Source organism: Pseudoalteromonas sp. Isolate6, assembly GCF_022398435.1.
In the GTDB taxonomy this organism is placed as follows: Bacteria; Pseudomonadota; Gammaproteobacteria; order Enterobacterales; family Alteromonadaceae; genus Pseudoalteromonas; species Pseudoalteromonas galatheae.
Genome location: NZ_JAKEVK010000221.1, coordinates 1 through 7,316 on the forward strand (window position 1 = coordinate 1; position 7,316 = coordinate 7,316).

The 7,316-nt window shown below is 44.4% G+C and carries 8 protein-coding genes; all 8 read right to left on the minus strand.

Annotated features, from left to right (window positions below):
* Positions 1-104 precede the first annotated feature (104 nt).
* The 8 genes from hisIE to hisG are packed head-to-tail and all read right to left on the minus strand — an operon-like array spanning position 105 to position 7,118.
* Positions 105-716 (minus strand): bifunctional phosphoribosyl-AMP cyclohydrolase/phosphoribosyl-ATP diphosphatase HisIE, encoded by a 612-nt coding sequence (gene hisIE, locus L1D50_RS19855; protein WP_128727105.1) that lies wholly within the window; start codon positions 714-716, stop codon positions 105-107.
* Positions 713-1,486 carry an imidazole glycerol phosphate synthase subunit HisF gene (gene hisF, locus L1D50_RS19860; RefSeq protein ID WP_239966653.1) on the minus strand — a complete coding sequence of 258 codons (774 nt, stop codon included), beginning with the start codon at positions 1,484-1,486 and terminating at the stop codon, positions 713-715. The genes hisIE and hisF overlap by 4 nt, the downstream gene beginning before the upstream one ends.
* Positions 1,468-2,202, minus strand: a complete 735-nt coding sequence (locus L1D50_RS19865) for a 1-(5-phosphoribosyl)-5-[(5-phosphoribosylamino)methylideneamino] imidazole-4-carboxamide isomerase (RefSeq protein WP_128727107.1) — start codon at positions 2,200-2,202, stop codon at positions 1,468-1,470. The genes hisF and L1D50_RS19865 overlap by 19 nt, the downstream gene beginning before the upstream one ends.
* Positions 2,203-2,213: 11 nt before the next feature.
* On the minus strand, positions 2,214-2,804 hold the full coding sequence (gene hisH / locus L1D50_RS19870; RefSeq protein WP_239966654.1) for an imidazole glycerol phosphate synthase subunit HisH: 591 nt from the start codon (positions 2,802-2,804) through the stop codon (positions 2,214-2,216).
* Positions 2,801-3,862 (minus strand): bifunctional histidinol-phosphatase/imidazoleglycerol-phosphate dehydratase HisB, encoded by a 1,062-nt coding sequence (gene hisB, locus L1D50_RS19875; protein WP_239966655.1) that lies wholly within the window; start codon positions 3,860-3,862, stop codon positions 2,801-2,803. Before hisB ends, hisH begins: the two co-directional genes overlap by 4 nt.
* Positions 3,859-4,926, minus strand: coding sequence for a histidinol-phosphate transaminase (gene hisC, locus L1D50_RS19880; RefSeq protein ID WP_239966656.1), 1,068 nt, complete (start codon positions 4,924-4,926; stop codon positions 3,859-3,861). Before hisC ends, hisB begins: the two co-directional genes overlap by 4 nt.
* The gene (hisD, locus tag L1D50_RS19885; RefSeq protein ID WP_239966657.1) at positions 4,919-6,214 is read right to left on the minus strand and encodes a histidinol dehydrogenase; all 1,296 of its coding nucleotides are present in this window, start codon (positions 6,212-6,214) and stop codon (positions 4,919-4,921) included. Before hisD ends, hisC begins: the two co-directional genes overlap by 8 nt.
* Positions 6,215-6,218: 4 nt before the next feature.
* Positions 6,219-7,118, minus strand: coding sequence for an ATP phosphoribosyltransferase (gene hisG, locus L1D50_RS19890; protein WP_128727112.1), 900 nt, complete (start codon positions 7,116-7,118; stop codon positions 6,219-6,221).
* Positions 7,119-7,316: the final 198 nt, after the last annotated feature.

Consider the following 7,316-nt stretch of genomic DNA (forward strand, 5'->3'; position numbering starts at 1 on the left):
AATTACAGATTTATCCCAAATATAGTAAGTTGGCTTGTTACGGCACGATGTCGGAACAAGCCAACGAAAAGATAGGTGAAATGATTACTTACCCAAAGCGCAAATTACTTATGCCTATCTTTTAGCGTATTGACCACATCACTGAGCGTAAGCCCTTGTCTCTGTAATAAGACAATAAGATGATACAGTAAGTCTGCGGACTCATTGAGCAACTCTTCGTTGTCGTTTTTCATCGCCGCCAGTGCCACTTCAACACCTTCTTCTCCGACCTTTTGACAACTACGGCTTAAGTCTTTTGCAAACAAAGAAGCGGTATAACTACTTTCAGGGGATGCATTTTTCCTCTGGGCAATCACTCGCTCAAGCTTGCCTAAAAATGCAAGCTCTGGCATGGTATCCGCAAAGCAACTTTCGCTGCCAAGGTGGCAAGTTGGACCTTGTGGCTTTGCGTAAATCAGCAGGCTGTCTTTATCACAATCGGTATGCACTTCCACCAAAGTTAACACATTATTTGAAGTTTCACCTTTGGTCCAAAGACGCGATTTAGAACGCGAATAAAAAGTCACAAGTTGCTTTTCTAGTGTCACTTCAAGGGCTTCTTTGTTCATAAAGCCTTGCATCAACACTACCCCGGTTAATACGTCTTGTACGATAGCGGGAATGAGTGCTGATTTATCAAAATCTACTTCTGCTATGTTTTGTTTATTAATTATCATTGTCGTGCTGCCACATCATTATTTATTAAGAACTGCTTGAGCTTTGGAATTTCAATCACACCTTTATGGAACACACTTGCAGCCAAAGCACCATCGACATTAGTTTGTTTAAATACATCAACAAAGTCTTGCATACTGCCTGCGCCGCCAGAGGCGATAAGTGGCACTTTACACAATGTTCTAATCGCGCTGAGCTGCGCTATGTCATAGCCATTACGAACGCCATCTTGATTCATACAATTAAGTACAATCTCTCCGGCTCCAAGATCTTGAACTCGTTTGACCCATTCTTGCGTTTTGTATCGAGTACGACTTGACGCATTCGGATCGCCAGTTAACTGGTATACTAAATATTCTTGAGTTTGCTTATCATAAAAGCTGTCTACGCCTACAACCACACATTGCTTACCAAATTCATCATGTAACTCTTTAATGAGTTCAGGCCTTGCAATGGCAGGGCTATTAATGGAGATCTTATCTGCACCTTGCTCAAGCACTCGAGCTGCATCAGCCACCGATTTAATCCCACCAGCTACGCAAAATGGTATATCAATATGTCTAGCAATTTCAGCTACCCAATTCACATCAAGCAAACGCTTTTCAACGCTGGCACTGATCTCATAAAACACCAGTTCATCAGCACCGGCCTCACTATAACGCTTGGCGAGATCAAGAATATCCCCAACCACTTCATGGCCTTGGAATTTAACACCTTTGACAACCTGGCCGTCTTTTACGTCTAAACAAGGAATTATGCGTTTTGATAGCATGTTAAGGCCTCCTCAACGCTAAAAACACCTTCAAGTAGCGATTTGCCAAGTATTACTCCACCTACTTGTTGTTTCGCAAGCCGTGCAATATCCTCAAGAGAGCTCACGCCCCCTGATGCTTGTACTTTAATTGCACTGTTATGCTTAGTGATGTCTTCGTATAATGCAAACGATGGACCTGTCATCGTGCCATCCTTACTGATATCTGTGCATAAAAAGTCGCTTACACCTTGCTCTACATAAAAATCTAACAGCTCGAATAGATCGCTTTTCGCATCATTGAGCCAGCCGTGAGTAGCAGGAGACCAGCCATTTTCAGTTTTGTTCACGTCAAGTGCTATCACAAATTTATCGGCGCCACATGCTTTAATCCATGCTGCAACTTCTTGCTGTTTATCTACCGCCATCGAGCCTATCACCACTTGGGCGGCTCCGGCATCTAGCCATTGCTTTACGTCGTCCATACTGCGAATACCACCGCCTACTTGAAAGGGTACAGATAAAGCCTTAGTCGCTGCCTGAATGGTGCGCCATTGCTTTTTGCTCGGGTCTCGAGCACCTTCTAAATCCACCAAATGGAGCTTTGCAGCACCTGCATTTTGGTATTCAAGTAAACGCTCCGCTAAATTAAATGGGTAAAACTGTGCAGTTTCGTACTTGCCTTGATACAAACGAACAATATTGTTCTCTAATACATCTAAAGCGGGAATAATCATTGTTCGTCCTTTTATAGCTGCCAATTAATAAAGTTTTGTAAAAGCTGCGCACCAACCTTGCCGCTGCGCTCAGGGTGAAATTGCATGCCAGCATAATTGTCGTTTGCAACAATCGCAGAAAACGCTTGACCGTACTCACCCGAAACCAGTGTCGATTGATTGATGATATGCGCAAAACTGTGCACAAAATACACTTGCTCTTGTTCACTGAGTCCTGCCGTGAGCGCATGGGGCTTCACCACTCGGAGATTATTCCAGCCCATGTGCGGTGCTGTTAACTCGTTAGTCTCTAATAACTCAACCTTACCCGGAATGCGACCTAAGCACGGAATATCACCTTCTTCTGTCGATTGACAAAGCAGCTGCATCCCTAAGCAAATACCCATCAAAGGCCGTTGATAGTCAGCTATCGCCTCTACCCAGCCTTGCTCATTTAAACGCTTCATTGCCACATTGGCATGGCCTACGCCCGGTAAAATTGCTCGTTCAAAGCTGGCTAGTTTCTCCGGTGCAGTGATCACTTCAGGTGTAACACCAAGGCGCTCAAATGCAAAACGCACTGAATTAATATTGGCACAACCGGTATTAATAATTGCAATCATAAACACCCCTTAGAACTTGCCATTTGCTGTGACGCATCCGTTGCAATTGCCATACGAATAGCACGAGAAAACGCTTTGAATAAGCCTTCAACTTGGTGATGGGCATTACCTTCACTGACGCTCAGAATTAAACTCACAGCCGCATTATCCGCAAATGACTTGAAGAAATGCTCAACCATTTGTACATCCAAGTCACCCACTTTATCTCGTGTAAAATCAGCATTGAGTACAAAAGATGCGCGTCCAGATAAGTCCAACTGACATTCTGCTTTACATTCATCCATCGGCAACGCAAAGCCATAACGTGCGATTTGTGATTTTGTGCCAAGCGCGGCCTTAAAAGCCTGACCAAGAGCAATCCCGATATCTTCTACGAGGTGGTGTTCGTCTATGTGTAAGTCACCTTTCGCCTGAATATTCAGGCCAAGGTTGGCGTGGGTTCTGATCTGATCTAGCATGTGGTCAAAAAAACCAAGCCCCGTCGAAATTTCCCCATTGGCTTGTTGGTCTAGATTTATCGCCACCGAAATCTGCGTTTCTTTGGTATTTCTGGCAATTTGTGCGCTGCGATTTAAGGTGGTTAACTGCGTCACAATAGCAGGCCAGTTATCTTTGTAGAGAACACCTTCAATGCAGAGGTTTTCTGCAAGCTGAATATCCGTTTGTCTATCCCCAATAACAAACGATTTGCTAAGGTCCACTTTGCCCGAGCGCATCAGTTCGGTGAGTAATCCAGTTTTAGGTTTACGACATTGGCAATTGTCTTCATCAAAATGAGGGCAGATCAATACCTCTTCGAAACGGATCCCTTGGCTTGTTAGTATTTGCATCATTTTATCTTGAGGCGCATCAAAATCTGCTTTAGGGAAGCTACTTGTGCCGAGGCCATCTTGGTTAGATACCATCACTAATTTATAACCAAATGACTGTAATTGTAATAACGCAGGGATCACATTAGGTAATAGTGCTAGCTTCTCTAGACTATCTACTTGTTTATCGGTTATTGGCTCTTCGATAATAGTGCCATCGCGGTCGATGAATAAATACGGGGCGCTCATGATACTTCCTCAGTGACTTGGCATTGTTTCAGCCAATTTTCTACTTGTTTTAATTCCTGCTCGTTGCCGATAGAGATGCGCAGCCAATTGTCCTCGCCAAACAGCACAAATGGCCGCATGATTAAACCTTGGAGCATCGCTTGCTTTACAAACTGCTTGTCGGTTAGCTGTAAAGTAACAAAGTTGCCTTCGCCACATAATATTGCGCTTACGAATTCGCTGTCTTGTAGCCATTGTATAAGCTTCTTTTTTGCTAGGTTCAAAATAGAGACTTGGCGACGCATCTGAGTTAATGCGTCTGGCGTTAACGCAGTTGCTGCAATTTGTGCCACGACTGTAGAAACAGGGTAGGGCGCAATCACTTTTCTCACCGGTGCCAATAGTTGTTCACTTGCTAACATAAAGCCAACGCGAAGTCCCGCTAGTGCAAACGCTTTAGATAGCGTACGCAGCACGACGACATTTGAGAACTCTTTGATTAGCTCGACACAGGTTTTTTCTTCACAAAACTCAATATAGGCTTCATCAACGACCAAAATTGCACGGCCTTGAAGCTTACCTGCAAGTGCTGCAACTTTGCTGGCAGGTTGCATTGCACCGGTTGGGTTATTTGGATTACAGACGAAGACAAGTTTAGCCTCGCCAATTGCAGCGGTTAGTGTATCCACATCGTCATTGGCAAGCTGATCTTGGCTTAATTCATTAATCGCAATGTTATGAGTGTCAGCCGTAACTTTATACATTCCATAGGTAGGAGTAAAAATCGCAATGCTATCTTTGGCTGACTCGCAGTAAGTTCGAACTAAAAGTTCAATCCCTTCATCTGCGCCACGAGTCATCAGCACATTTGTTTGCTCGACTTTTGCGTAGCTCGCATAGGCACCTATTACGACTTGTGGCTGCGGGTCGGGGTAACGATTTAAGTTATCAAAACGCATTTCAAGCATACGAGCGTATGGACTTTCATTGGCGTTAAGCCATGTTGTGCCTGTCAGCTTTTCGCTTTTTGCAGAGCTGTAAGCCTTTAGTTTTTCGATGTTATTAGGTAACGCAATACTAGTCATTAATATTCTCCAACCTTACTTTAACAGCATTCGCGTGAGCGTCTAGACCTTCAGCTTGTGCCAGAGGTAAAATGGCAGAGCTCAAACCACGCAGGCCCTCTTTTGTGATGGTTTGTACTGTGTAAGCCTTATAAAAATCCATCAGATTTAAACTTGAGTAGGTTTTTGAATAACCATAGGTTGGCAGTACATGGTTGGTGCCTGAAGCATAGTCACCTGCTGACTCTGGCGTATAGTCACCGACAAACACTGAGCCCGCGTTTTTTACTAGCGGCAGGAAACATTCAGCATCTCTTATCTGTAAGATAAGGTGTTCTGGCCCATACTCTGCTGAGATCTCAAATGCTTGCTCTATGCTCTCAACTAAAACAAGCGTGCTATTTTTAAGCGCAGCTCTGGCAATATCAGCGCGGCTAAGTTCACCGAGTTGGCGCTCGATTGCAGCTTGAGTTTCTTCGATAAGCTGACTATCAGATGCTAATAATATGACTTGCGAGTCTTCACCGTGCTCCGCTTGAGAAAGTAGATCGGCTGCGATAAATTCTGGATTAGCCCCTTTATCTGCAATCACTAACACCTCTGAAGGGCCAGCAGGCATATCAATCGCAAGTCCAGGTACCGACTGAGAAAGTAACTGTTTTGCCATCGTAACAAAGCCATTACCTGGGCCAAAAACCTTATTCACTTTTGGTACGCTGTCGGTACCTAAAGCCATCGCAGCAATTGCTCCAGCACCACCACATTCAATAATGTCAGTAATGCCACAGAGTTTAGCTGCATACAAAATCGCAGGGTTTATCTGACTATCACCTTTAACTGGGGTTGCTAACACAATTGTTTTGGCACCGCTTAGCTGCGCGCAAACACCTTGCATCAATACAGAAGAAGGTAGAGGAGCGCTACCACCAGGTACATATAAGCCTACAGCTTCTATCGCTTGATATCTAAGCTCGCAGATGACACCCGGCTGAGTCTCAACTGTCTTGCTTTGTGGTAGCTGCAACTGATGAAACTTTTTAATGTTGCTATAAGCTAGGTCAATAGCACTTTTCAGCTCTGGCGCTAACGCGTATTCGCTGTCGGCGATCTCTGTTTCTGTCACTCTTATTCTGGGGCTGACGCGAGCATCGAATTGCTCAGCATAATCAAGAAGTGCGTTGTCGCCGTTGCGAGCGACGTTTTCGATTATCGTTTCAACTGCCGCTTTTACCTTGTCACCCACTTTGACCGCAGGACGGCTCAAGCATTCTATGCGTTGCTCGCTGGTGGCTAACTGCCAATCAAACATGGTATTACTCCATCATCTTTTCAATTGGCATAACCAGAATGGAGTTAGCGCCAAGCGCCTTTAACTCTTCCATTGTCTCCCAAAACAGAGTCTCAGAGCTGACCATGTGAAGTGCAACATATTCATCGCTGCCAGCAAGTGCAAGCAAAGTTGGTTGGCCGGTACCTGGTAAAAGTGCACATACTTCATCTAACTTGTTCTTTGGTGCATGCATCATGATGTACTTACTTTCTTTTGCTTGTTTCACCCCTTTAAGGCGTGGCATTAGCTTATCGATTAGCGCAAGCTTACTTTGGTCAGTCAATGCTGCATTTTGAATGAGGCAAGCATTCGATTCTAAGATAGTATCGCCTTGCATAAGGCCATTAGCTTCGAGCGTTGCACCGGTTGATACTAGGTCACAAATGGCGTCAGCGAGACCTGCTCGAGGTGCAACTTCTACCGAGCCTGTTAACATGACCACACTAGCATCAATGTTCTCACGTTTTAGATATTGCTTTAAAATCTCAGGGTAGGTGGTTGCGATGCGTTTGCCGTTAAACCAGGCTTTTTCCTGTAGACCTAGCTCTTGTGGCCACGCCAGCGCTAAACGGCAAAAGCCGAAGTCCAATTTTGAAAGCTTAGTGACTTCAGCAAACTGCTCGTTACGCACACGCTCAGCTTGCGCTTCTTCTAAAACATTTTCGCCAACAATGCCTAAATCACAAACGCCGTCCATTACAAGACCCGGTATATCATCATCACGCACTCTAAGTACATCAATAGGCATGTTGGTAGAGTGTGCAATTAGACGCTGTTCACGTAGATTTAGTTTTACACCTAGTTGTTTGAGTAGGGCTTGGCAATCCTTTGAAAGACGGCCTGATTTTTGGATTGCGATTCTTAAACGATTATTGTTACTCATTATTTATTTCCTAATTCTTTAAACGAAAAACCCCGAGGCGGAACCTCGGGGCGAAATAAACTTTGACTATACTTTTTGTTTCGCCGGAGGTTCCTTTAAGGAATAACCCACCAGCGAAATACCTGACAGGTTATCCCGTATGATGATGGTGATGATGAATTGCTGTCAGTGTCATTAGCATGATGTTACCTTTGTAAT

Bases quoted from the DNA above. Each gene is read 5' to 3' on its own strand.
- hisIE (WP_128727105.1), bottom strand. From the start codon at position 716: ATGATAATTAATAAACAAAACATAGCAGAAGTAGATTTTGATAAATCA.
- hisF (WP_239966653.1), bottom strand. From the start codon at position 1,486: ATGCTATCAAAACGCATAATTCCTTGTTTAGACGTAAAAGACGGCCAG.
- L1D50_RS19865 (WP_128727107.1), bottom strand. From the start codon at position 2,202: ATGATTATTCCCGCTTTAGATGTATTAGAGAACAATATTGTTCGTTTG.
- hisH (WP_239966654.1), bottom strand. From the start codon at position 2,804: ATGATTGCAATTATTAATACCGGTTGTGCCAATATTAATTCAGTGCGT.
- hisB (WP_239966655.1), bottom strand. From the start codon at position 3,862: ATGAGCGCCCCGTATTTATTCATCGACCGCGATGGCACTATTATCGAA.
- hisC (WP_239966656.1), bottom strand. From the start codon at position 4,926: ATGACTAGTATTGCGTTACCTAATAACATCGAAAAACTAAAGGCTTAC.
- hisD (WP_239966657.1), bottom strand. From the start codon at position 6,214: ATGTTTGATTGGCAGTTAGCCACCAGCGAGCAACGCATAGAATGCTTG.
- hisG (WP_128727112.1), bottom strand. From the start codon at position 7,118: ATGAGTAACAATAATCGTTTAAGAATCGCAATCCAAAAATCAGGCCGT.